Origin of the sequence: Pseudomonas sp. HLG18, assembly GCF_051903985.1 — a bacterium.
Taxonomy (GTDB): Bacteria; Pseudomonadota; Gammaproteobacteria; order Pseudomonadales; family Pseudomonadaceae; genus Aquipseudomonas; species Aquipseudomonas fluorescens_BT.
Genome location: NZ_CP195831.1, coordinates 3575791 through 3601006 on the forward strand (window position 1 = coordinate 3575791; position 25216 = coordinate 3601006).

A 25216-nucleotide genomic window follows, 5' to 3' on the forward strand; every position below is an offset into this window, starting at 1 on the left:
TCCATGGCGCTGCTGCAGATCAATCAACCGCGCTCTGGCGGCACTGACGATAATTCGAACGGGCTGCTGCTGCGCCGCTGGTTGCGGTCCTCCCGCGGCGTGGCGCCGAAGAAGTTGCGGTAGGCGCTGGAGAAATGCGGCCCCGAAGAGAAACCGCACGACAGGCCGATCTGGATGATCGACTTGCTGGTTTGCATCAACATCTGCCGGGCCTTGTTCAGGCGCAGCTCCAGGTAATACTGGCTCGGCACGCGGTTGAGGTATTGCTTGAAGATCCGCTCCAGCTGACGGCGGGACACGCACACATGCTGGGCGATTTCGTCGGTGGTCAGCGGCTCTTCGATGTTGGCTTCCATCAGCAGCACGGCTTGCGTGAGCTTCGGATGGCTGGAGCCGAGACGGTTCTGCAACGGAATGCGCTGACGCTCGCCGCCTTCGCGGATACGCTCGACCACCAGTTCTTCGGAGACCGCACCGGCCAGTTCCGCACCGTGATCGCGGGCCAGGACGGCCAGCAGCAAATCGAGTACCGACATGCCGCCGCACGCGGTCAGGCGATCGCGATCCCAGTCGAACAGATGGCTGGTGGCGATGACTTTCGGAAAGCGCTCGGCGAAATCGTCCTGCCAGCGCCAGTGCACCGCCGCGCGGTAGCCGTCGAGCAGGCCGAGTTGCGCCAGCGGGTACACACCGGCCGACAGACCGCCAATCACACAACCGGCACGCACCAGTTGTTTCAGCGCGCTGCTGAGTGCCGGCGCCAACGTCGTCGGTGGCTCATCGGCGAGCAGGAACAGTTTCTGGAAATTCTCGAGTTTGCCGGCCCAGGGTTCGCCGGGCAGTTGCCATTCACCGTCGGTCGGTGCTTCGGCCTGCAGGAACGACAGCTCGTAAACCACGTCCGGATGCACACGCTGGGCAACACGCAAGGCCTCCTCCGCCAGCGCCAAAGTCAGAGCTTTAGTGCTGGGCCAAATCAGGAAACCAATTCGATGGGCAGTCATGGCGGGCGATCCGAAACGTAAACAGAGGGAAAAACCGAAATCGGCTGCAACCAAATTAGACCATCTGGCGCGCTGCGCAGCATGACCTAATCTGGTGCATAACGGGAGCGATTACTTGAGGCTGCCCGAGAGGAATTGTTGCAAACGTTCCGATTGCGGATTGACCAGCACTTCACGCGGGTTGCCGCTTTCTTCGACGACGCCTTTGTGCAGGAACACCAACTGGTTCGACACTTCACGGGCGAAGCCCATTTCGTGGGTCACCACCACCATGGTCCGGCCTTCCTGAGCAAGGGCCTGCATGACTTTCAGCACGTCACCGACCAGTTCCGGGTCGAGGGCAGAAGTCGGTTCGTCGAACAGCATCACTTCCGGTTCCATCGCCAGCGCGCGGGCGATCGCCACACGCTGCTGCTCGCCACCGGACATGTGCCCCGGGAACGCGTCTTTACGATGAGCCACGCCGACCTTGTTCAGATAATGCTCGGCTTTCTCGCGGGCTTCGGCCTTGGATACGCCCAGCACATGAACCGGCGCTTCCATGATGTTTTCCAGCGCGGTCATGTGCGACCACAGGTTGAAGTGCTGGAACACCATCGACAGGCGCGAACGCATGCGTTGCAGCTGTTTCGGATCAGCGGCTTTCAGCGCGCCGTCCTTGTTCGCCACCAGTTTCAGCTCTTCGTTGTTGAGCAGGATCTTGCCCGCGTGCGGCTGCTCGAGCAGGTTGATGCAGCGCAGGAAAGTACTTTTGCCGGAGCCACTGGAGCCGATGATGCTGATCACATCGCCGGCGGCCGCTTTCAGGGAAACGCCCTTGAGCACTTCGTGACTGCCATAGCGTTTATGCAGGTCTTGGACTTCAAGTTTGTACATGCGGTCGGTTCTCACAAAAACAGTCAGTCGTTGAGCAAAGGGCCGTCGCGCAGCGCATCGCGCCCCGCCACTTTGGCCAGCCAGAAACCGGGTTGGGCGTAACGCAGCCGCTCAATGGCAAACAGCACCCCGGACGTACCAGCACACACCGTGCTGACCCGATCCGACAGCGGATCGATCACTTCGAAAATCTTGTCACCGGCTTCAACCCACTCGCCGGGCTTGCGCAGAAAACTCACCACACCGGGATGCGGCGGCAGGAGCAATTCAGTGCCCTCGAACGGCATGCCTTCACACGGTTCGCGCCCTGCGTTCGGCCACTCCCCACGGATCAGGCCCTGCTCGGCGAGGAACGCCAGAATGCCTTCGGCCCAGGCTTCGGCCTGCGCCGGCGTGGTGTCAGCCTGACCGCCGAGTTCAACGGTAGTCGCCAGGCACGCCAGAGGAATCTGCGCGTCCGGGAACAGGCGCGACAGACGCAGCCACGGCAACGAACAGGCTTCATCGAACGAGCTGCCGCCGGAGTCTTCCGCCAGCAGGCCGACCTTCACGTCCAGGTGTGCAGCGAGCGACCGCCACTGCGGCCAGTGTTGCGGCAACGCATACATGTGCAGCGCGGCTTCGCAGTCACAATGCAGATCCAGCACCACATCGGCGGTGGCGGCATGCTGCAGCAGGATGCGCTGCATGCCTTGCAACTGGCTGCCGGCCTCGGGCAATGCGGCCAGATGATCAGCCATCGCCTGACGGATCAGACGGATGTTGGCGTGCGGATCATCACCGAGTTGTCCTTCCAGCGCAGTGGCCACGGGGCCGCTGAGCTCGACGAAATCACGGTTGAAATTCTTGCCGCTGCCGGCCTCGAAACGCCCCTGATGGTTGCCCTGCAGCAACTGGCCAAGGCCCAGCGGGTTAGCCACGGGCACCAGCTCGATGACACCGTTGAGCAAGCCCTTGGCTTCGAGTTCGCCGAGGCGTTTTTTCAGTTCCCAGGCGGTGCGCATGCCGGGCAGTTCGTCAGCGTGGAGGCTGGCCTGGATGTAGGCCTTGCGCTCGCCGCTGCCGAAGCGAAAGACCGAAATCCGGCGCTCGCTGCCCAGGTGGCTCCACGGCAGAACGTGGTCGATGCGTTCCATATCAGTGCTTCCTCGGGGCCAGGTAGCTCAGCCAGCGACGCTCGGCCAGCTTGAACAGGCGCACCAGAATGAAGGTCAGGCACAGGTAGAACACGCCGGCGGTGATGTACGCCTCGAACGGCAGGTAGAACTGCGCGTTGACGGTACGGGCCGCGCCGGTGATGTCGATCAGGGTCACGATGGACGCCAGACTGGTGGTCTGCAGCATCATGATCACTTCGTTGCTGTACTGCGGCAGCGCCCGACGCAGGGCCGATGGCAGCAGGATGCGCTTGTACATCTTGACCCGCGACATGCCCATGGCCTTGGCCGCTTCGATCTCACCGTTCGGCGTGGCCTTGAGGCTGCCGGCGATGATTTCGGCGGTGTAGGCGCTGGTGTTGATCGCGAACGCCAGGCACGCACAGAACGTTGCGCTGGACAGCCACGGCCAGAGGAAGCTTTCACGCACCGCTTCGAACTGGGCCAGACCGTAGTAGATCAGGAACAGCTGAACCAGCATCGGCGTGCCGCGAATCACGTAGGTGTAAAGCCACGCCGCACCGTTGACCACGGCGTTCTTGGACACACGCATCAGCCCCAGCGGCAGGGCCGCGAGCAGACCGAAGAACAACGACAGCGCGAGCAACTTGAGGGTGGTGACCAGACCGCCGAAGTACAGCGGCAGGGCCTCCCAAATGACGTTGTAGTCGAAGATCATAGATCAGCCGCCCTTACGCCTACCGAGTAGCGCTTCTCAAGGTGACGCAGCGCCAGCAACGAAACACTGGTGATCACCAGGTACATCGCCGCCACTGCGAGGAAGAAGGTGAAAGGCTCGCGGGTGGCGTCGGCCGCCTGCTTGGCCTTGAACATCATGTCTTGCAGACCGACCACGGAAATCAGCGCGGTGGCCTTGGTCAACACCAGCCAATTGTTGGTGAAGCCCGGAATCGCCAGACGGATCATCTGCGGCACCAGCACCCGGAAGAACACCTGGAAGCTGCTCATGCCGTACGCCATGCCGGCTTCGGCCTGACCTTTGGGGATTGCCATGAACGCGCCGCGGAAGGTTTCCGACAGGTACGCACCGAAGATGAAACCGAGGGTGCCGATACCGGCGGCCAGCGGATTCAGGTCGATATAGTCGTCATAGCCGAGCATCGGTGCGACGCGATTGAGCAGGTCCTGACCGCCGTAGAAGATCAGCAGGATCAGCACCAGGTCGGGAATCCCGCGGATCACCGTGGAATACAGATCGCCCAGCCACGCCAGCCAGCGCACCGGCGACAGGCGCAATGCGACACCGATCAGCCCGAGAACGATGGCCAGGGCCATGGACGACAAGGCGAGCTGAAGCGTCAGCCAAGCGCCATCGAGGATGACAGCCCCGTAGCCTTTCAACATGATTCAGGTCCTCGAAAGTTGGGATGAAAAAATGGCGCAAACCGCAGAGATCCTGTTGCTTGCGCCATTTCGGACGGGTCGAGCGACGTCTTTACTTGCCGTAAATGTCGAAGTCGAAGTACTTGTCCTGGATTGCCTTGTATTTGCCGTTCTCGCGGATGGCCGCGATGGCGGTGTTGATCTTGTCTTTCAGGGCGTCGCCCTTGCGCACCGCGATGCCTACGCCGTCGCCGAAGTATTTGACGTCGGTGAACGCCGGGCCCACGAACGCGAAGCCTTTGCCGGCGTCGGTTTTCAGGAAGCCGTCATTCAACAGCGTAGCGTCCGCCACGGTGCCGTCGAGGCGGCCGGCGGCCACGTCGAGGTAGATTTCGTTCTGCGAACCGTACGGCTTGATCTCGGCACCCAGCGGGGCCAGGACTTCGCGGGCGAAACGCTCGTGGATCGAACCACGCTGCACGCCGATGTTCTTGCCCTTGAGCTCAGTCAGACCTTCGCTGACCTGAGTGCCTTCTTTCATGACCAGGCGGGCCGGGGTGTTGTAGTACTTGTTGGTGAAGTCCACGGACTTCTTGCGGTCTTCAGTGATCGACATGGACGACAGGATCGCGTCGATCTTGCGCACTTTCAGTGCCGGGATCAGACCGTCGAACTCTTGCTCGACCCACTGGCACTTGACCTTCATTTCTTCGCACAGCGCGTTGCCGATGTCGTAGTCGAAACCGACGATGCTGCCGTCCGGCGCTTTGGAGGCGAATGGAGGGTAAGCCGCTTCGATACCGATTTTCAGAGGCTTTTCATCGGCGAATGTCGGCAGGGACAGCACGGACAGTGCCAGGGCGCCAAGCAGCACAAGTTTCTTCATCTTGGGACTCCATCGGTAAAGGGCAAAAACGGCAGAGTGAGCGACAGCCCAATATGCGAATGGGTGGAACGAAAGCGGTTGCTGCGTGCGTGGGATATTTCCGAACAAACCCTGAAGGCTTCAACGCGAGCCACGACGAGCGAGTGATCGGCATTCTAACGACAGGCCCGAAGCCGATATTTCTTCAATGCGACAACTAATTACAGATGCACCGAGAAACCCGCTTGAGCACATTGACAGCTCCGCAATTTCATGCAAGAGCGAAAGACAGTGAACCGATCTATGCTGCAAATTGCGGGCCTATTATTCGCAAACCCTTCTAATCCGGCAAGCGCGGGGTGATGTCTTATTTTTCACCGGGGGTTTTGAGGCCCTGAAACAGGGCAATGCGTTTCCGGATGCCCCGTTGCGGAGCGGGCGGTTACACATTCAGTTACTTGAAGGCGGACGGGTAACAGTGGGAATGGGCTGACGGAGCAATTCGATAATTATTGGCTGGATGCCGATAGGGTAAGACAGCGGAACACTGCGGAGAATGACAGGCCGTCTTCGCGAGCAAGCCCGCTCCCACACTTGATCCGCGCCAAACACAATTCCAATGTGGGAGCGGGCTTGCTCGCGAAGAGGCCCACCCCGACGCCACAAAAACATCAGACACAAAAAAGCCCCACCCGGCTAAACCGGACAGGGCTTTCTGCACTTCAGACCCGCCGCTTACGCGACGTTCATGGTCTTGTGCGTATCGATCAGGTGCTGCACCACACTCGGATCGGCCAGGGTGGAGATGTCGCCCAACCCTTCGTATTCGGCGGTAGCGATCTTGCGCAGGATGCGGCGCATGATCTTGCCCGAACGGGTCTTCGGCAGCCCCGGCGCCCACTGGATCACGTCCGGTGAAGCAATCGGCCCGATCTCCTTGCGCACCCAGTTTTTCAGTTCCAGACGCAGTTGCTCGCTCGGCTCTTCGCCATTTTTCAGGGTGACGTAGACATAAATGCCCTGCCCCTTGATGTCGTGCGGCACACCGACCACCGCCGCTTCGGCGACTTTCGGGTGAGCGACCATCGCGCTTTCGATCTCGGCGGTCCCCATGCGGTGGCCGGAGACGTTGAGCACGTCATCCACGCGACCGGTGATCCAGTAGTAACCATCGGCATCGCGACGGGCGCCGTCACCGGTGAAGTACATGCCACGGAAGGTCTTGAAGTAGGTGTCGACGAAACGGTCATGGTCGCCGTACAGAGTACGGGCCTGACCTGGCCACGAATCGAGAATCACCAGATTGCCTTCGGCCTCGCCCTCGATGATGTTGCCGAGGTTGTCCACCAGCGCCGGCACCACACCGAAGAACGGACGTGCAGCCGAACCTGGCTTGAGCGCATGAGCGCCCGGCAGCGGGCTCATCATGTTGCCGCCGGTTTCGGTCTGCCACCAGGTGTCGACAATCGGGCAACGGGACTTGCCGACGTTCTTGTAGTACCAGTCCCAGGCTTCCGGGTTGATCGGCTCGCCCACCGAACCGAGCAGACGCAGGCTGCTGCCGTCCGCGCCTTCAACAGCGGCGGTGCCGGAGGCCATCATCGCGCGGATCGCGGTCGGTGCGGTGTAGAGGATGTTGACCTTGTGCTTGTCGACGATCTTCGCCACCCGGGTGATGTCCGGGTAGTTCGGCACGCCTTCGAACAGCAGCGTGGTCGCGCCGTTGGCCAGCGGGCCGTAGACGATGTAGGAGTGACCGGTGACCCAGCCCACGTCAGCGGTGCACCAGTAGATTTCGCCCGGACGGTAATCGAACACGCGCTCGTGAGTCATCGCCGCGTACAACAGGTAACCGCCGGTGGTGTGCTGCACGCCCTTCGGCTTGCCGGTGGAGCCGGAGGTATAAAGGATGAACAGCGCTTCTTCGGCGCCCATCTCTTTCGGCGCGCAGACGGTGCCCGCCACTTTCATCAGGTCTTCGTACCAGATGTCGCGATGCTGGTTCCACTTGATGTCGCCGCCGGTGCGCTTGCACACGATGACTTTCTGGATGCTGCTGGTTTCCGGGTTGGTCAGCGCGTCGTCGACGTTGGCCTTGAGGGAAATCTTCTTGCCGGCGCGGATGCCTTCGTCAGCGGTGATCACCACTTTCGAGCGGCAGTCGATGATGCGACCGGCCAGGGCTTCCGGCGAGAAACCGCCGAACACCACCGAGTGAATCGCGCCGATCCGGGTGCAGGCCAGCATGGCGACCACGGCTTCGGGGATCATCGGCATATAAATGGTCACCACGTCGCCGCGGTGCACATCCTGGCCACGCAGGGCGTTGGCGAATTTGCACACTTGTTCGTGCAATTCGCGGTAGGTGATGTTGCGGCTTTCGGAAGGATCGTCGCCTTCCCAGATGATGGCGACCTGATCGCCGCGCTCGGCCAGATGACGGTCGAGGCAGTTATAGGAAACGTTCAGGGTGCCGTCGGCAAACCACTTGATGTCGACATGGTGATCGTCGAACGACGTCTGTTTCACCGTGGTGAAAGGCTTGATCCAGTCGAGGCGCTTGGCTTGTTCGCGCCAGAAGCCGTCAGGGTTGACGACCGACTGTTGGTACATGGCTTTGTAGGTCGCCTCGTCGGTCAGCGTATTGGCCAGAACCTCGGGACGAACGGGATACAGGGAAGCCGCACTCATCTTTCCTACCTCGGTGTAATAGTTGTTTTTGTATGACCCTGTTGTAGCCGGGGCGCCCGTATAGAACCATTCGACGATGGTAGTAACAAGCCCCTACAAAACATCCAGAAATGACCCAAGCGCCTCTGAAGCAAAGCACGCAGCCCTTGTGGGAGCTGGCTTGCCAGCGATTCAGACGACTCGGTTTTCGGGGAAAATCGCAGCGCTGATAACACGATATCCAGCGATTGTTACCAAATCTGCCAAAGGTGTTTATCAAAACCGGGTCTGTTTACCCCTACCCCGCCTCCCTAAAATTCACCTCGCCGACAAGGCAAAGTGATTAACAACGTTACAGCCCCCACGAAGGCCGTTAATCCAGCTCCGAAGTAACAAAGCAAAACGATGAAGCTGCACACGCAACCCCAAAAAGGTTGCGTGACCCCACTCGACCTCAAGAAGGTAAATTTCAGATGAAAGCTTTATTGGTTCTGGCCCTCAGCAGTCTGTGCGCAACCGCCATGGCAGACGAGGTTCCGACTGATGTCGCACAGCAACAACCGGCTATCGAGGAATACACTTACTCCACTCACCTGGACATCGCCAAAGTTGTATCGATGAGCGAAGTTCCAAATGTCTGCGAAGTTGTTCCGGCGAAAATGGAGTACGACGACTCCAAAGGTCAGCGTCACATCCTGCGTTACAGCGTGATGGGTAACGGCTGCACCAATTGATGCGTTGAGACTGCACCGAATCGGATCACTCAGCGCAACATCGAGGGTCGATTCCAGCCCGGCTTCGGTCGGGCTCAGTTGTGTTTGAAGCGACGTAAAAGGGTTGCAAAACACAAGATATAGTGAAAAACGCGGTTTTTTGCTCGTTTTTTGAGCAATCAATCACACGCCAAAAAATTAATGAAAAAAAATTCTCCGGGACCAATCCCGGCGAAAGCCCTGTAAACCCTCGCTCCGATCGAAATCACCCCAGCGCTCGACCGCCCTGCGCTGTTTCGCCCTCCCCCACGCCCGTGTTTTTTTCCCTATAATGCCGCCCAATCGGGTCAGCAATATTCCCTTACAGGGATCAAAGCCATTCTGAAGCCCCGCAGCAGCGACAACGCTGACCTGCGCCCGTCAGAGGCTCTCGGAAACCCGAAAAAATTTTCTGTTTATTGCCTGCGTAGCACCGCTGCAAAAAACGACATCCAACGCGGCCTGTACGGCCGTGTGAAAAACCAACAATCAGTTTTCACACGGGCACAGGCCCTCACGCAGGAGACGACACGTCATGCTGAGCTGGGACGAATTCGACAAAGAAGACAGTGAAGTAGCAGCAGTGAAAGGCGCCAACGCCGGCCACGCTAGCGAAGCCAACATGGACCGCCTCGACAGCGCCGGCGGTGCCGCCGCCCTCGAAGCCCGCGCCGTGACCGCCGAAGACTCGGCCGCCGTGGCCCGCGCCAAGGCTGCACTGGATTCCCTCGACGTCGCCGAAGGCCTCGCCGAACTCGAAGGCTCCGCCGCCCGTGTCGCCGTTGACGAAAAGCGCATGATCAACTGCCGCGCCGACCTCAACCAGCTCGTGCCATTCAAGTACGACTGGGCCTGGCAGAAATACCTGGACGGCTGCGCAAACCACTGGATGCCGCAAGAAGTCAACATGACCGCCGACATCGCCCTCTGGAAAAACCCGGAAGGCCTGACCGACGACGAGCGCCGCATCGTGATGCGCAACCTCGGCTTCTTCTCCACCGCCGACTCCCTGGTTGCCAACAACCTGGCCCTGGCCGTGTACCGCCTGATCACCAACCCGGAATGCCGCCAGTACATCCTGCGCCAGGCGTTCGAAGAGGCGATCCACACCCACGCCTACCAGTACTGCATCGAATCGCTGGGCATGGATGAAGGCGAGATCTTCAACATGTACCACGAGATCCCGTCGGTCGCGAAAAAAGCCGCCTGGGGCCTGAAATACACCCGCGCCATCTCCGACCCGGAATTCAACACCGGCACCGTAGAGACCGACAAAGAACTGCTGCGCAACCTGATCGCCTACTACTGCGTTCTGGAAGGCATCTTCTTCTACTGCGGCTTCACCCAGATCCTCTCCATGGGCCGCCGCAACAAAATGACCGGCGTCGCCGAGCAGTTCCAGTACATCCTGCGCGACGAATCCATGCACCTGAACTTCGGCATCGACGTGATCAACCAGATCAAAATCGAAAACCCACACCTGTGGGACGCCGAAATGAAGGAAGAAGCCTCGCAGATGATCCTGCAAGGCACTCAGCTGGAAATCGAATACGCCCGCGACACCATGCCTCGCGGCGTACTGGGCATGAACGCGGCGATGATGGAGGACTACCTGAAGTTCATCGCTAACCGTCGCCTATCGCAGATCGGTTTGAAGGAAGAGTACCCAGGGACGACTAACCCGTTCCCTTGGATGAGCGAGATCATGGACTTGAAGAAAGAGAAGAATTTCTTTGAGACTCGGGTTATTGAGTATCAGACTGGTGGGGCGTTGAGCTGGGATTGATTCCTGAATTAACCGCGACTTGACAGATCGATACCAAAACTGAAAAACAAAAAAGCCCCAATTCAATTGGGGCTTTTTTGTTGGGAATAGAAACACTCACTTCCTCAGCTTGACTACCAAAAATCCTACAACACTTGCAGCAGTTTCCACACTGACGGTTTCTGGAAACCTATTAATTTTGCGAAAGCTTGATATTTGAGGGCTCAGCAAAAAATAAATGGATTGGCAGCTTTAACGAGCTCCTTCGTTTAGTAAACTCACTGCCTCTGCCAAGGTTCATTTCTTGCCCGACATCAAGTTAACCGTTACCATTTATCGCACTTAGGGCGTGTCTATCTAACGCCGCATCTCTTCTGAGCGCTGCAATGCGCTTTTTTACTTTCTTCTTAGGCGCATCTACTAAATCAATGAAATACAAGGAATCTATACCGGTCATCGACCTCTTTGCGGGCCCTGGGGGACTTGGTGAGGGATTCTCTTCAATCGGCGGCGCTGAGAAGGGAGTACGTAAGTTTCAGCTTCGCGTTTCGATCGAAAAAGACCCCATCGCTCACAGGACCTTATCGCTCCGCGCACTGTTTCGCAGCTTTCCGAAGGGCGAAGCTCCAGACGCATACTACCAATACATCCGTGGCGAAATTACTCGTGATGAGCTTTTCAATCATCCGGATGTACCGGTAGAAGCAAGGGAAGCAGCGCAAGAAGCCAAGCTCGCAGAGCTTGGTAAAAACTCTCCCGAAGAGGTCGACAATTGGATCAAAGAAGCCTTGGAGGGTGTAGATGAATGGGTGCTTATAGGTGGCCCGCCGTGCCAAGCATATTCAGTAGCAGGTCGTGCACGTCGAACGAGAGAAAGCCAAGAAAAGTTTGAGAGCGACGAGAAGCATTTTCTCTACAAAGAATATCTGCGGATTATTCGCGAATTCAAACCGACTATTTTCGTTATGGAAAACGTGAAGGGCATACTTTCCTCAAAACACAGTGGCTCGCACATATTCCAACAAATCCTTGATGATCTATCGACTCCTGCTGAAAACCTTTCTTACAACATTCGTTCTTTAGTGGTTCCTAAAGACGTAGAAAAACTAGACCCTCACGATTTTGTCATTCAAGCAGAACGTCATGGACTTCCGCAGGCTCGACATAGAGTTATCTTGCTCGGAGTTCGCTCTGACGTTGCCTCAAGCTGCCCTGCCTTGTTGGAGCGTCCGCACACACTTGTAATGGAAACCAGCCAGAAGGTTTTTACCGTTCAACAGGCTATATCGGGCCTTCCACCAATTCGGAGCAAAATATCAAGGGGCGGAGACTCTATCGAGGCATGGCTTTCAACTTTGAATGAAGCAAGCTCTATGCTTTTACACTCCTATGAAGCAGGTCGAGGGGATTTGATAGATGCCGTAAAAAAAGCGGCTGATGATGCAAAAAGTCTGAAAACCAGCGGCAGTAGATTCATACCTTGGAGCGTGTCTCCAGACATGAATGCCAAACAGCGCGAGTGGTTTCTCGACCCTAGGCTGGGAGGGGTTCTACAACATGAGGCAAGGAGTCATATGCGCTCTGACCTGCATAGATATATCTATGCAGCGTCATTTGCAAAGTTGAATGGTATCTCTCCGAAAATACATCAATTTCCTGAGCAGTTTCTACCTGCTCATGAAAACGTTTCCTCTGAGTCCGTCCCCTTCAGTGATCGCTTCAGGGTTCAATTAGAGAATGGTCCATCTACCACAGTCGTCGCGCACATTGCTAAAGACGGCCATTACTACATACATCCTGATGCCAGTCAGTGTCGTAGTTTGACTGTTCGAGAGGCAGCACGATTGCAAACATTCCCTGACAATTACTTCTTTGAAGGAAATCGAACAGAACAGTACACACAGATAGGAAACGCGGTCCCGCCGCTCCTTGCTAGAAAAATTGCAGCAGTTGTCTCAGCAATCATTGACTCTTATCGCGCAGGAAAAAGCCGCCAAACATTAGTAGGCAGCTGATCAAACCTATTATTTTTATATATAAAAGTGTGGCTTCAAGGGGGGGGGAAGGTAGGAATTTGTAAAAAAATTTTAGCCCCCCCCTTCCGCCACGTACCCCATTTCCGCCCTCTTGGAGCTTAATCTACAACGGGCCCGCTGTATCAGACCGCCTCAGGAATATCCACTGACGGAGAAGAAAAAGGCAGTGATAACATAGCATCTCGGCATTCGGGACGCTTTGCCCACTCAGAGATCATCTTGCCTTTCGCTGTTTCATGAAGTCGATCATTTACTTCCCGCGCCCAAACTTCAATCTGTTTAACAAGTTGAGGAGAAACACCTTGTTTACTCCAAATACGCTCAAGATTAAAAGACTTACCATAAGTCTTAGAAATCACTGCTACTGTATAAGCAGCAACGTTCGCGAGAAATGCAGGCACCAATGGCCGCGCTGTTTTATGAACTGCCTTGAACAATAATGCTTTCGAAACAATGTCCTTAAAATAAGTAACATCCGGAGTAAAAGCTGTTCCTTGAGCCTCCATATCAGCCATACCAGCCATGAAACGGTCAAAGCACTTCTGTGCACCCAGACTAACAACATCTGCATGGCCATCCCACGCAACAGCGTACTTCGCCAGTTCAGTTTTTGTAATTTTTCTCGAGGTCGGCACGGAGTCTTTCAGAGCACGAAGCTTGGCGGGTGTTGCACCTTCACGAGCAAGAAGCGTGTTGTAGCTACCTGCTGCTCTCTCATAGAACCATCGCCCCATTCCGTCAGGGCAGTAGACAGAAAGCGACAACCGTTCAATATCAACATGGAACGGTTTGTTAGCGGATAAATCTGACTGCCTGACAGCATTTTGACTATTGGCAAAACGTGAAATATCAGAGACAAGAGCCTCTTCTTTCGCTGGGTCTTGTTCTTTCATAACGATGATTTTGGCGGGGACACGGACTTTACTCAAATCAGTGTCTGCGTACTTTTTCTTGGCAAAAAAAATGGAAGCTGTAGTTTGACCGCCATTAACAATTTGCATGCCACGTAACCAAGCGATACCAGGGGATCCATCTAAAGCACGATCCAACAGCATTTCATCAGCGACTAAAACAATCCCATTATTGTAGGCCATGAACCTTTCCGGTGCGTTCCGTAAAGTGCTCTGCAGTCCTGCATTAACACCCTTGGCCCTCACACTTAGGAATGATCTCACATTGGCCTCTAGCAGGCGAGGCCCAAACTTCTCATAAATAAACCGAAGCGCCTCCCCGGGAATTGCAGTAAGCGCATAGTCATAATCCCCTGTTTCACCTGGCACGAAAACGCAAGGCAGTGGGGAGCCTGAGACATCTTTGAAGTCAACAACAAGCTCATCACGAGGCTTGCCTTCTGAGCGATGCCGGAAAAGCCGCTCGATATCCATAACTTCAAGCTTCACATGCTTTCCGCCAACATCTCGACCTTTGAAGTTTTTCGACTTTGCTATGCCATCCGTGAGTACATAAACACGAACTTGCTCAAGTCCGTCGTAAATTTCTCGAATCGTCAGCGCAAGAGAATGGACGTCACTTGACGGATCTAGCTTTTCCGCAATGCGTCCCGCTGCGCAAAGCTCTAGGAAGCGAACACATTGAGCCGCCGCTGTTTTGACGTCTTGCTCGACAATCGGACTCAAATTTTCAAAGCCTTCGTAGAGACTTACAAATAGGTCAAGTTGGTCTGCATCTTCAGACATGGCATAACCGCTCAAACGCAAATTTGCATTGGCAACTTTACCCTGAAAGTGGCAAACAACTGGATCGAAAGTCATTCCTGCATCAACGAGATGCTGCATCACCACCTCGGAAAAAACTAGCTCACCAAATGCGGCACCTTCAGACATCTGGGCCGCGATCTCTCCCTTGGTCTCTATGAAAAAATCTTCAAGTGTCATCCAATTACTCCTAGTTTTTTTAGCGCAGCGTTGAGATCCAAGAGGAAGTCTTTGGCGTGGTCAAGATTTATTTCGTAGAGGGTCCGCGTTATTCCTGCGGGAACGGTGCCAGAAGTCAGCCTCGGAAAGCCTTCGAATACAGAGAAAACTTGGATCTCTTTTAATTTGAATTTCCGGGTGTAGTGGCTCGAGTGGCCTTCGAAGTAACCGGCAACCATAAGCTTTTCTCTGAAGAGGCTAGTAACTCCCGGCTCTCTACCAAGGCGTAGTTCAGTCTCCCATACCAATCCAGGAAGAGTGTGCCCGTCTTCTTCACGTGAAAATCGCGCGGCAGCTAGAAAGAGAGGTGATGCGACGGAATCGTCCAATTGCTCAAGGGAGGATATTTTCACAGGGAAACCAGATGAAGACATCGTGGCCTTGACTTCAATCGCCCCTCCCCCCAAAAGGAAATCTTGAGGAGCATCATCTGGTCCTACCCAACCTTGGAGTACTTCCACCGTAGGGATTCCCGACTCCAGAAGAACATTCATGATGGCGAGCTCACCTGCCAAGCCGAGTTCAGCCTCTAAGCCAAGAGGGTTTGCACCACGCGACATGAACTGCTTCCAAGCAACTACTCGCTCAATTAAGACCCGTAACAACTTCGCTTCATCAACGCCAGTTGCAGCAATACCATCTAAAGCACCAACTATGTCGCAAACCATGGCAGCAAAAAGTTCAATGCTTCCAGCTTCTTGACGAGTAAGCGCTAGTCGAAGCTCTCCATAATGTGTTGGCTCAGCTCTCTCGATCAAAAAGCCTTGGCCATCAGGCAATTTTTCGGTGCGAGCCAACTTAGCAGTTGGGAAGCAAAATAATATGGCCTCAACATTGGTCGGTGAGTGGCGCCCTGCCTGTACTTCGACTGGACCGGAAGGAGCCAGCGAAATCACCTGCCAGCCAAGTGTACTGTCATTTCCAGACAGTGAGGACCAGGCTAGCAAGAACTCATCATTCGGACGGACCATATTCTTGCATCCAGTAGAGAAGGTTAACTTCGTATTCCACGCTGATTGCTTTGTCACTGCTCGGGAATGCGATGGCGAAGGCCATAATTGGTTTGCTCCATCCGGGAACAATGAGCCGATCAGGCGCCTTTTCCTTGTAGAAATAAGGCGTGAGAGGGTAGAGCAAGAGCAACCCACAATCCGCCTCGCCACCTAGCTTCCCACGGGTTTCACGAATTCCCTTGCCGCTAGGGAAACTTGGCAAGGTAGTCCTGCCGCGTGAGGGCTCAGGTTTCCAAGCCGCACGAGTAAGGCCTAAGGCCTCCCGCCAGATATCATCGCTTAGATCAATGCTTTCATCCTTTGGATCGGTCAGCACACCAATGGCGAAACTTTTGGGATCAACCTTCGCAGGATCGACAGAGTCCTCAGTTTTTCGAATTGAATAACTGTCCGAAGGAATGCCACCTGGGAAGGTGTGAGAATCTCCAATACCGTTCCCACCACCAAGAAGCGCAACGCTCCACTTCGTCAGCTGCCCAGTTTCAACCATCTTGGTTATGAATTCAGAAAGCAAAACAGACTTGGCGCTCGTAGCGTTCGGATGAGTCGCATATGCACCAAGGAACGCTAAAACATTGGAAACGCTGACATCTGTCCAAAGGCGAGCACTTGGCCATGAATCTGGGTCGCCATCGCGAACATACTTCGGTGAATCCTTCCAAGAGTCGCCGAGTGATCCGATTAAAGCATCAGTAGCGTCAAGATTCTTTTGCTGAATCTTGGCGTCACGATGGAAAAGGATGGTCTGAGGTCGAGTCCCGCTGTAAGTCAACGAGAGGGTTTGCGCGTTTCGCATTTTCAAAGGAGAGGTAACTGTAAGCACCTCATGTGACATCACTTTGAGCCCATACTGCTCCGGCGTCAGTTTCGCCTCGGCCATGAAGTCGAACTCTTCTCGTAGCTCTTCCGACGCATCAGCAATGTGGCCAAACCACTTCACTAGATCAGGTGAAGTATAGAGGCGACACAAATCAAGGTAGCCCGGGCGATAGCCGAACCAGCGTCCCATTTGCATGAGCGTGTCATACATTTTCGTTGTACGAACGAAGTAACTCACGCACAGCCCTTCTAACGTCAGGCCACGGGCGAGCTTATCGCCGCCAACTGCAATCACCTTGAGTGCCGCACCGGGTGTCGCGTAATCCAACGCATCCTTAGCTGTGCCGTTAATCGAGCGGACCTCGATATCGGCCAGCACGTCAGGCAAAACTGCAAGTACTTCATTCCAGCTCGGCATGGCTGGTGGACAATCCTCGGCTGGAGAGAGTTTGGCGACTTGTTCACGAGTGGGGAGAAAATCCTTATCCCAGATACCGCGCAACTGATCCAGCAGCTCCTGGGCACCAATGCCACGAGTGATTTTTTGACGCATGCGCCGCACGGCCGTCTCAATCTGTTCACGCACATGGTTTTGCACATCTACATAGCGGGTAACGTGAACCAACATAGAGTTGTGTTGCCCATCCTGACCACGCAGCTCTCGCACCGCACAAGCCAACACGAAAGCACCTATAGCTTCATTTAGGGAAGGAGGGATAACCTCCTGACCATTGTAGGTTGGGACATGTGTTTTCTTGTGTTTGGGCGGCATCCAGCCAGAATCTGTTTCTGAATCAAAGTGATCTACGATGTTTCGGGAGAGAGGAAGGGCACCTTTACGCCCCTCCTTAGTCATCTTACCGAACATGCGAGCAGGACCGACGTAGTTGGAAGGAGCGGCCAAGTTAATTATGAAAGATTTGGGGAAGAGATCCGGACCTTCCTTGGCTGTAGCCCCTTTGTGATGAATGAAGATATTCGCGAACGGAGTAGCCGTGTAACCAACGTAAGCCTTGCGCGAAAATGCGTGAAGCAATTGACGGATGAGTCGATTGATAGTTTTGGGCTCGTGTTCCTTGTCAGGTGTGCCGTCGTCGTTAAACATCTGCTCACCCGTATCGACCGAGGCGTTATCGGCCTCGTCGTCGATCATAAGTAAGGGTAGTTTCGTGACAAGCTTTCGTCCGTCAATCGCATCCGTGCTATCTGCAACGCGTGTTTGTATCCAGCTCAACAAGGCAGTTAAGACAGACTTCTGTTTTTTTACTACAAAGAGCCAAGGCCTCTCTTCAGGTGAGATGCCGTGAAAGTGCCTAGCGATAGCATTGCTGAAATCACCGTTGTCCGCGCGGGTAGTAGCGGAGTTGGTTTTCAGGTCTTCGCCGAACTCAGCTACACCGATGGGCATGCCTGGATCACGGTTATTAGTCGTTTCGTAACCTAGGAAGCTTTCCTCCAGTCGCATCTGGGTTTGTGAGCGAAGATTGTTGTGCATACCCGCAAGTACGATGATTATTTTGTAGCCCGCATCGGCCGCTTTACAAATAAGTCCGGAATAGTTGCTGGTTTTCCCGGACTGGACATGCCCCACGACTAGTCCCCGGCGATCCCAATCATCTGCACGCTGCGGATCTTCCAACAAACCCAGTATGTCGTCGGTGGCCTCATCAATCCCTTCCACTACTGTGTCGGACAGTTTGGATTCCAAAAAATCCTCGTAACGCCGCCAATATTGCCAATCACGTTTTCGCGCAGCATTGAGCCAATCAAAGTGGCCCGTATTGTCTTTCAGTGTGGTTGATTTTCCAATCCAATGGCTGAAGCGCTGGATCAACGTAGCGACGGCCTTTCCCTCATCCACTAAATTAGGTAAACCGCCAGAAAACATTGTCGCCGCAAGCCGAACCTTCTCCGCAATGAGAGTCGGAGTAATTTTGGACTTTTCCTTCTCTGCCTTCACCAGCCGCTGAGCAGTAGCGATAACATTTTCCAGCAGCTCTATTTGCGCAGCCGTCTCTTCCGCTGAGGTCATTCTTTCTCCCCTAATTTGGCGATCAATGTCGGATACTTTTGAAATGGTTCGGTTCTAAGCATCGACTTGCGTGCATCTTCTATACTTAGCCCTTTACGCTCGATCAAATCATTAAATAATACGCTTGCAACCTCGGCCACTGCTGCGCTGGGTTCCCCCTCGAATCCTGTGCGTGGCGTTTCTTTGTTCTCAGCAGTATCGAGCCATATCCGCTGTATGGGCACAGTTTCCTCGACAACTCGTAACATGGCCCGAACGAGTCCAGCATTCCCGGCAACAGCTTCAATTACAGCGGCTACTGCCGGATGTCTTTCATCAATACGGTAGCGGACACCATCTTTTAATCTCTCGACACGCCATGCTTGCTGTTCAATCTTGATACCTCCAGGACCAAGGATCGGCGAGCCTCGAAAAGCGAAAACTCTTCTGGCTCGTTCTCTCGTATCTTCCGCTAATTTCGTAAGCCATGGACGCACTGCCACGGGAGGCCGAGCTGTGGATTTTTTGACGTCGATCTTCCAATCAGAATCGGCTGTATTTGGAATGTCCAATCTGATCCTAGCGAGCCGGTGAGGCTCCTCTCGATTCCAAGCACGTCCCTGCCCAATCCCGAGCCACCCTCCTGCTAACAACAAACGGTGATTACGATAAACGTAAAACCCTTGCTGAGAGGTCCATCCTTCCGCCCCGCCCGCCTTACGAAACTCGTCTTCGGAAAGACGATCCTTGTGTGGTAGAACATGACACTGAGCTTCTATGAGGCCTGATGGGGTGATTATTCGGGCAACTGGCGAATGCCATGGCTTCGAAGGATGCCCCGTCATAAAAGGATCCCATGGACTAACCATCCTGCCGTTGAGGAACAATCGGATAAACGGGTTAGGCCCTTCTAAGAGACGATGAAAAACCATTGCCAGACGTAGCTCAACATCGTCTATTAAATCGGCAAAGTGATTGAGCGTATAACCTGGCGTGACAATTCGGTCCAACTTCTCCCAGATGACAATTGTCCCGGATAGGAGACCATTGAGTGGTTCGACGAATGCTTCAGAGCCACGGGCTGCCCCTTCAAACATCCTCCATCCAACATCCGTCGATGCTGCAATGGCATCGAGATCCCAGCGGAGACAGGAAACTGAACCACTCTTCGGTCTAGACGCAACAGTGAGAGAGCGGCACTGAGAAAATGACGCTGTTTTTAAGCCCATCCCGAAACGCCCAAGATCATTAGCCGCACGATCATCGAGAGGATTTTTAGCTCCAAGCGTCATTGCCACCTCCAACTCGGCGTCGGTCATACCTCGTCCGTTGTCCAAAATGGAGATTCGACTTATTTCACCATCCCAATCAAAAGCCACATGAACTTCCGTTGCTCCAGCGGAGACACCGTTATCAATCACATCAGCTAAAGCAGACGCCGTCGAATATCCGAGGCCACGCAGAGCCTCAAGCATTGCATCGGCTCGCGGCGGGGCATACCTAGTGCGCTCGTTCATGTGAAGTAGATAACTCCAGAAAGGGTCGTGAAACCGACGTCAGCCATCCAGCAAGCTAACTTACACACTCCATCCGGCTGGATTGAAGGCGACCCATGAATTCGATCATCAGCTACGTTCATCTATGACCTCGTCTGATTGTCCATCAGAGGAGACAGACTCTTCCATCTCGAAGTAGTCGCCTACGTACAAGACTAATTTTTCCTTTCTCAACGGATGGCACAGTTTTTTAAGTGCCTTTGATTCGATTTGCCGAATTCGCTCACGAGTGACGTCAAATAGAGACCCAACCTCCTCCAAGGTCATTGCGTCATCTTGGCCGAAGCCAAAACGGAGGTTAATAACCTTCGCCGAACGTTCGTCAAGCTCTCCAATCATTTCCATCAAAATCGCTCGTAAGGAAGCATGCTCTACAGCGATTGCCGGGTCGGATGGTTCCTCCTCCAAGAGGGAATCGATCAGGGAGTTAGAGGATTCTCCAAGCTGCTCATCCAAGCTGCTGATCTTTTCGAATACGGTTAAAAGGAGCCTGAGCTTATCGAGAGAGATCCCCGTTCGATGGGATATCTCACGTTCGCGTTCAGGAAGTCCTAACTTAAATTCGAACTTATCCCGTTCTCGTATGATATTCCTTGCCAAGTCTTGCATGTGAACGGGAACACGGACCACTCGCTCTTGATTAGCGATAGCGCGCGTAATTTGCTGTCGAATCCACCACGTCGCGTAAGTGGAAAACCTGAAACCTTTACGCCAGTCAAATCGTTCTACAGCCCTCATCAGACCTATATTGCCTTCCTGAACTAGATCATCAAAAGCAAGCTCGGACCATCGATATTTGTTGGCTATAGAAAGCACTAAGCGAAGGTTAGAAAGGATCATTCTTTCTCGCGCAGCCTCTTGGCGCCGAATCGCAGAGGCGAAGCTTACACCTGCCAGATCACAATCTGCCTTCCTCGAAAGCTCAATGAGAAAAATTCGGGAAAGATTAGCGGCGGCTAGTCCATTACGGACTTTCATGTAATCGTTGCCAGCAGAGCGTGCAACTGAAATCGACGAAACAAAGGTTGTTGCGATCGAGTCGAGTCCGACCTTATCCTCCTCGTACTCTGCCTCCTCATTGGAGACTGTCTCACGAGTGTTCTCGCTAAAGTCACCTTCACTAATTTGGTCATCGCGAGAGGTAAAGTCCTCATGACTCGCCTGGCCTTGAGCTACTTTGTCGGCAGCTTCGAATACAAGTGCAAGTCCTGAGGGCCAGCGTGAGAGCGCATCCAGCGCCAGCGCTCTTGCCTCCTCCATTTCTCGGCCTAATGCAATTTCTTCTGCAGCCAGAAGCAGGTCTTTCTTTAAGCCCTTAGCGTAGAATCTCAGCGGTTCGTTACGACCTGATAGAAGATCTTCTGCGAACTCCAAGGCTTCCGATAGCTTTAATTCTTCATCATCTGATGGTTCGACAAGATCAGATTGATCGGTACCCCCCACCCACTCATCGATCAAAACTCCAAGATCGCCTAAAACGAAAGTCAGAAGACGCTCAATTTCTTCATTGCGGGAAAGGTCACCCTCTCGGCAAACATCGATAAGAGCTGAGTGCGACACTGCCCCTTCTCGTAAACCCCGGAAGAATAAGTCACGTAGATCAACACGATCATTATTGGTTAAGGGACGCGATTTTTCTGGAAGAAAAAGATCAACATCGTCCCATTCCACATCAGTGTCGATCGCTTTGAACTTGCCTATCGTTCCTTGAAGTGTGCTGACTTCTTTGGCTACGGATATGTTGCCCTTCGGGGCAACCACTTCTGACTCCACCTCCCAGTCATCCTCAAACCCTAAATCGAGAGGCTCGTCGTCAAGTTCGATAAGGACTTCGTGCACTTTTATCTCAACGACGGGAACGGCATGCTCGTCAGCTCCGATCGTTTCCGCATCGTGGATGACAATTTCAAAAGATGGGGAATTTCCAGACACATCAACCTGAGGTGCCACCTTAACGGTTTCATCTTCCGTGTCTTTATGCGGCGATTCGCTCTCGACCGAGTGAGGGTATAAAGCTTTTCCGCTCACATCACTCTGAAGCGAATTTTCATTATCCAAATCGTTATGGAAGGAAAAACCAAGTGCCTCCCGCAACAGGTCAATACATTGAGCACAGTTACTCTTCTCTGCGTAAGCCAGAGCAGTTCGGCCTTCGGGATCGAGTAACTCTGGTTTTGCTCCGGCAGCCAAGAGCAGCCTCACAATGCCGTTTTTCTTTCGAGCAGAGGCAAGCATTAGAGGCGTAGCGCCTGTGCCGTCGCGAGCGTCAAGATCGTCGCCACGCGCAATATGGAGTTTGACTGCAACCTCCACGCCGGCAATGGTCGCCATACGGAGCAAGGGGTTCAATTTAGCCACGGTGCCGCCCACATGCCCAAGCGATTCGCCTCAAAAGCCATTCCACAACAATGAGTTGAGAAATGAGTTTGCTACATCTTTCTTTTTTCAGAACCGACTCCTTGTCCATACTCCGTTTGCAAACTCACATCTCTTGAGGCTGACATTAGCTTGGCCTAACGAGAACGCAGTTGAATGTGGTGCGAGGCCTTCCCAGAGTTATGTACGTTTTTCTTAAAGAAGCGCACAGTGGCGCAACGCCATCCACAATATCCACTTGTTATAGGCACGTAAAGGACAGAGCAAAGATGCCGATCGCTACGCTGACACGGGTGGTCAGCGCTTGCTTTTCTGAGCAGCCGCGCGTTGCCTATTCGCTTGTGAAATGCCGCACCGATCGTCTGAAAGTATTGGTACGCAACAGGTGAACTCATCCGACAGGCGGCACATTGCTGCGTAAGGATCTATTTTTTCAACTGGGCGTATAGGCACGACTTGCCGAGAAGGGCCAATCTCAACTCCCCCGGAATTACAGATGTCATTTTTCGAGCGTCGCTAAAAAATCGAATCAATGGGCTCGTACGGAGGCCCACATTGGATGAGCACAGACATTGTCTCCCCCGAACACCGCTCCAAGATCATGTCAATGATCAAGAGCAAAAACACCAAACCTGAAATGATCGTGCGTTCGATGTGCCATGAATTGGGGTTTCGTTATCGCCTGCATCGAAAAGATCTGCCAGGTTCGCCTGATCTGGTATTCCCCAAGCACCGATTATGTATCTTCGTCCACGGCTGCTTTTGGCACCGACACCCGGGCTGCAAATATGCGTACACACCAAAAAGCAGACTCGACTTTTGGCTTCCTAAACTCGCGAAGAATGTGGAGCGGGACTTGCAGGTTCAGGAGAAGCTGAAGGCGCTTGGTTGGAAAGTAGTAATCGTTTGGGAGTGCCAGACCAAAAACAGAAAAGTCCTACACAATGAAATCCGTTTTGCATTTGGTTTGAATGCGTAGACCTACGGGTATCGGGCAAATAGTCGATGATCTATTTTATAGGATTGACCATGCCGCTTTGACGCCCTAGGCTTCTATTCCGGCGCCTAAGAAACGCCTCAACCAGAGCGGTTCTCCGCACCCGACAGTCATGCGGCTTTTTTTCGTCTGCGGTTTCTCTACGCCTGCGAAAAGTCCCGTTATGTCGGGAGTGGGCGAATACAAGACCCGAAAGGGGAATATGTCCGGCCCGTCTCTGGTGGGTTTCTTAGCTCCCGACACCCTTAACGAATGCCCTAAGAAAGCAGCCAGAGGTAAATGGAAATGCCTGACTACTCAGCCTTCACGATGAAGGCGAATCGCTCTACCCGCCGTTTGAATCCCGTGCTCTCGACTTGGGAGGCACGCCATGTCTGAACCACTTATTCCAACTCGTTTTACCCGCAACAAAACCCACCTCCATGCTCTTCTGGTGGAGAACCAGGCCTGGTTCTGCGTCCATGAACTGGGGCGGTTGATGGGCAAATATCTGGATGAGCGACAGCTGCGCAAACTCGATGCCGATCAGCGGCAGATAATGCGCGTTGAGACCTACGGCGAGCCCGGAGAACATCTGATGGTGAGCGAGTCAGGTGTGTATGCGCTGCTGATCTATCACTACTGCCCTGAGTATCGGCAGCTTCGTGAATGGGTGACGCATCAGGTTGTACCCGCGCTGCGAGATGCCCGTCCGATGCGCTCGGTTGAGCGTCCGATACTGAGTGTCTTGAGCTGGCCCAAGATGTCGTTGAGCACGTTGCACTGGCAGGATGAGCCATGGATTCGCTTGCGGGACATGCCGTGTTTGCTGGCGGAGGATCCGTTCAATCGGCAGGAATCCTGGTGGCGTAAAGCTTCACGAATGCTGCGTAGTTACTGACATCAAAAAACCGCTGCTTGAGTTTCAAGCAGCGGTTTTTTTATGGCCCGGAGTGCCTGGATAGCCAATCCTCGGCAGACTGGTTCCGCATCATTCTGAAAACAATCAGTGCACCCCACCCCACCACCCGCTATTAATACCCCTCCCCCCACTCAAGGACCCGAGCCCCACCATGAAATTCGACCTCGCCTACTGCCTCAGCCTCGACGACAAGTTGTCGATCTATGACGTTCGCGATCTCAATTTCGATGAGACGGTGGCGTTCGATTCTGCGAAGGAGCATTTCCAGTGCCCCAACGACGCCTGTCGTTCGGCGTTCGATGCGTCCAACGAGTTGGGTACGTTCAACGCCAAGAATGTGAATTACGTGCGCACGCCGCACTTCAAGAATCTGCCCGGTACGCAGCATGTGGCGGGTTGTCCGTATGTGAGTGTGAAGACGTCGGCGTCGGGGATTGAGGCGGCGGATGGGGAAACGGATGACGGGCGTGAGGAGCATTTCCCGTCGGAGTTGTTGCTGACGCGCCGTGAGTATGTGCGCAAGCCTGCCGCGCCAGCGGGGGCGGCGGATGTGTTGCGGGATGATCCGGTGCGGGTGGCGACTCCCCCTTCAAAAGAGTCGCCGAGTCGTGAGACGGCGCCGGACAAGACCAGTGTCTTCGCTCACCCCGTGGAGTGTTTTGTGTCGAACTTCGCGGACAAGGACTTGCTCAAGCGTATGCCGTTGAAGATTGGCGAGCATACGGCGCCGTACAGTTCGTTCTTCAAGAAGATCGAGTATTTGATGGACAACAAGGGGCTGATTTACTGGGGCCGGATCAAGAAGATCGAGGACTTCCACAGCGCCAGTTTCCGGATCGATTTCGAGGACAAGGTCTGGTTCAAGAAGCCGGATGACAGCAAGAAGAAGCCTTATCCGGTCAGTGTCTATCTCAACAAAAAGCTGATCGACAACTACCGCAAGCGCAAGGCGTTTCTGGAAGAGATCAAGCACGCCATCGACAGTGACAAGGAGTTGTTCTGCTTCTTCTATGGTGTGACGCCGGAGTTGAAGCAAGTGCCGGGCAAGAAGAACCCCGAAAAGCCTTTCGAGGTCTTCAATGCCAATATCGAGAACCTGGATCACTTCATTATTCGTGAAGCGCCGGGTCTGGCGTGATG

18 protein-coding genes are annotated in these 25216 nt (G+C 54.1%); 6 read left to right on the top strand and 12 right to left on the bottom strand.

Annotation, left to right across the window (positions count from 1 at the left end; translation table 11 throughout):
• Nucleotides 1-23: 23 nt before the first annotated feature.
• The 7 genes from argR to acs form a co-directional block, all read right to left on the bottom strand.
• Complete coding sequence (gene argR / locus ACSPX5_RS16415) at nucleotides 24-1004, bottom strand: transcriptional regulator ArgR (protein WP_085607460.1); 981 nt, start codon at nucleotides 1002-1004, stop codon at nucleotides 24-26.
• 111 nt (nucleotides 1005-1115) lie between these two features.
• Nucleotides 1116-1880 (bottom strand): ABC transporter ATP-binding protein, encoded by a 765-nt coding sequence (locus ACSPX5_RS16420; RefSeq protein ID WP_003227281.1) that lies wholly within the window; start codon nucleotides 1878-1880, stop codon nucleotides 1116-1118.
• 23 nt (nucleotides 1881-1903) lie between these two features.
• Nucleotides 1904-3016: a succinylglutamate desuccinylase/aspartoacylase family protein gene (locus ACSPX5_RS16425; RefSeq protein WP_439819908.1), complete on the bottom strand. Its 1113-nt coding sequence runs from the start codon at nucleotides 3014-3016 to the stop codon at nucleotides 1904-1906.
• 1 nt (nucleotide 3017) lies between these two features.
• Nucleotides 3018-3716 (bottom strand): ABC transporter permease, encoded by a 699-nt coding sequence (locus ACSPX5_RS16430; RefSeq protein WP_011335540.1) that lies wholly within the window; start codon nucleotides 3714-3716, stop codon nucleotides 3018-3020.
• Nucleotides 3713-4402 carry an ABC transporter permease gene (locus ACSPX5_RS16435; protein WP_007951063.1) on the bottom strand — a complete coding sequence of 230 codons (690 nt, stop codon included), beginning with the start codon at nucleotides 4400-4402 and terminating at the stop codon, nucleotides 3713-3715. The genes ACSPX5_RS16430 and ACSPX5_RS16435 overlap by 4 nt, the downstream gene beginning before the upstream one ends.
• A gap of 91 nt (nucleotides 4403-4493) precedes the next feature.
• A complete protein-coding gene (locus tag ACSPX5_RS16440) occupies nucleotides 4494-5267 on the bottom strand; it encodes an ABC transporter substrate-binding protein (RefSeq protein ID WP_169431539.1) in 774 nt (257 codons plus the stop codon).
• Nucleotides 5268-5981: 714 nt separating this feature from the next.
• On the bottom strand, nucleotides 5982-7937 hold the full coding sequence (acs, locus tag ACSPX5_RS16445) for an acetate--CoA ligase (RefSeq protein WP_169431540.1): 1956 nt from the start codon (nucleotides 7935-7937) through the stop codon (nucleotides 5982-5984).
• A gap of 452 nt (nucleotides 7938-8389) precedes the next feature.
• Between acs and ACSPX5_RS16450 the strand changes: the two genes are divergently transcribed.
• The 3 genes from ACSPX5_RS16450 (at nucleotide 8390) to ACSPX5_RS16460 (ending at nucleotide 12448) form a co-directional block, all read left to right on the top strand.
• Complete coding sequence (locus ACSPX5_RS16450) at nucleotides 8390-8650, top strand: DUF2790 domain-containing protein (protein ID WP_047599663.1); 261 nt, start codon at nucleotides 8390-8392, stop codon at nucleotides 8648-8650.
• Between the two features lie 553 nt (nucleotides 8651-9203).
• The gene (locus ACSPX5_RS16455) at nucleotides 9204-10454 is read left to right on the top strand and encodes a ribonucleotide-diphosphate reductase subunit beta (protein WP_007951068.1); all 1251 of its coding nucleotides are present in this window, start codon (nucleotides 9204-9206) and stop codon (nucleotides 10452-10454) included.
• A gap of 365 nt (nucleotides 10455-10819) precedes the next feature.
• Nucleotides 10820-12448 carry a DNA cytosine methyltransferase gene (locus tag ACSPX5_RS16460; protein ID WP_439819909.1) on the top strand — a complete coding sequence of 543 codons (1629 nt, stop codon included), beginning with the start codon at nucleotides 10820-10822 and terminating at the stop codon, nucleotides 12446-12448.
• Nucleotides 12449-12591: 143 nt separating this feature from the next.
• On the opposite strand, the gene ACSPX5_RS16465 is transcribed toward ACSPX5_RS16460, so the two are convergent.
• From ACSPX5_RS16465 to ACSPX5_RS16485, 5 genes are all read right to left on the bottom strand, one after another.
• On the bottom strand, nucleotides 12592-14364 hold the full coding sequence (locus ACSPX5_RS16465) for an AIPR family protein (protein WP_439819910.1): 1773 nt from the start codon (nucleotides 14362-14364) through the stop codon (nucleotides 12592-12594).
• On the bottom strand, nucleotides 14361-15374 hold the full coding sequence (locus ACSPX5_RS16470; RefSeq protein WP_439819911.1) for a PD-(D/E)XK motif protein: 1014 nt from the start codon (nucleotides 15372-15374) through the stop codon (nucleotides 14361-14363). Before ACSPX5_RS16470 ends, ACSPX5_RS16465 begins: the two co-directional genes overlap by 4 nt.
• Complete coding sequence (locus tag ACSPX5_RS16475; protein WP_439819912.1) at nucleotides 15358-18267, bottom strand: Z1 domain-containing protein; 2910 nt, start codon at nucleotides 18265-18267, stop codon at nucleotides 15358-15360. The genes ACSPX5_RS16470 and ACSPX5_RS16475 overlap by 17 nt, the downstream gene beginning before the upstream one ends.
• Nucleotides 18264-19763 carry an ATP-binding protein gene (locus ACSPX5_RS16480; RefSeq protein WP_439819913.1) on the bottom strand — a complete coding sequence of 500 codons (1500 nt, stop codon included), beginning with the start codon at nucleotides 19761-19763 and terminating at the stop codon, nucleotides 18264-18266. The genes ACSPX5_RS16475 and ACSPX5_RS16480 overlap by 4 nt, the downstream gene beginning before the upstream one ends.
• Before the next feature lie 108 nt (nucleotides 19764-19871).
• Nucleotides 19872-22160, bottom strand: coding sequence for a sigma-70 family RNA polymerase sigma factor (locus tag ACSPX5_RS16485; protein ID WP_439819914.1), 2289 nt, complete (start codon nucleotides 22158-22160; stop codon nucleotides 19872-19874).
• Between the two features lie 577 nt (nucleotides 22161-22737).
• Between ACSPX5_RS16485 and ACSPX5_RS16490 the strand changes: the two genes are divergently transcribed.
• The 3 genes from ACSPX5_RS16490 to ACSPX5_RS16500 all read left to right on the top strand — a co-directional run bounded on the left by ACSPX5_RS16490 (nucleotide 22738) and on the right by ACSPX5_RS16500 (nucleotide 25214).
• The gene (locus ACSPX5_RS16490) at nucleotides 22738-23157 is read left to right on the top strand and encodes a very short patch repair endonuclease (RefSeq protein ID WP_439819915.1); all 420 of its coding nucleotides are present in this window, start codon (nucleotides 22738-22740) and stop codon (nucleotides 23155-23157) included.
• 388 nt (nucleotides 23158-23545) lie between these two features.
• Nucleotides 23546-24055, top strand: coding sequence for a BRO-N domain-containing protein (locus ACSPX5_RS16495; protein WP_439819916.1), 510 nt, complete (start codon nucleotides 23546-23548; stop codon nucleotides 24053-24055).
• Between the two features lie 172 nt (nucleotides 24056-24227).
• The gene (locus ACSPX5_RS16500) at nucleotides 24228-25214 is read left to right on the top strand and encodes a hypothetical protein (protein WP_439819917.1); all 987 of its coding nucleotides are present in this window, start codon (nucleotides 24228-24230) and stop codon (nucleotides 25212-25214) included.
• The last annotated feature ends 2 nt before the right edge of the window (nucleotides 25215-25216 follow it).